We start from the raw sequence: 588 nt of genomic DNA on the forward strand, positions 1-588 counted from the left end.
TTAATTGTGATCAATGTTATAAAGAACTTGTGCAACTTGTGCCCTAGTAAATTGAGATTTTGGTGCGAAGCTTCCATCGCCCATACCACTTACTATACCAAGTCTTGCCATTTCTTTTACAGAATCCTTAGCCCAGCTTTGAATCTTTTCTTCATCTTTGAAGCCATTAGTATTACCCTTGGCATTGAGATTCTTGCCTGATACCTTTAAGAACTTAGTCATCATTACAGCCATTTCTTCTCTTGTTAGTTCTTTATCAGGTGCAAAGTTTCCTTGACCTACTCCTGATACTATTCCAACTTTGTTTGCCCATGTGATGTATGGACTGTAATACATTCCTGACTTAACATCTTTAAAGTTTTGATCCTTGTAGTCATTTACATTGACCTTCAACATTCTTCCTAGAACACTTACAAATTGTCCTCTTGTTATGGACTTGTTTGGTCCAAACTCAGTATTGCTTAGACCTGCAAAGTATCCCTTGCTTACAACGTAATCAATAGCTGTCTTAGCCCAGTGACCACTTGTGTCTGTAAAGTTATTGGATGCACTGTTATTTTGTACTACTTGTGGTGCTTGCTTTTGTTG

1 protein-coding gene is annotated in these 588 nt (G+C 37.6%); it reads right to left on the minus strand.

All coding sequences use genetic code 11. The features are described 5' to 3' along the window. A partial coding sequence (locus HMPREF1864_RS05710; protein ID WP_197415068.1) for an S-layer homology domain-containing protein occupies positions 1-588 on the minus strand: 588 nt, incomplete at its 5' end.

This window comes from Peptoniphilus sp. DNF00840, from assembly GCF_001553125.1.
In the GTDB taxonomy this organism is placed as follows: domain Bacteria; phylum Bacillota; class Clostridia; order Tissierellales; family Peptoniphilaceae; genus Peptoniphilus_A; species Peptoniphilus_A vaginalis.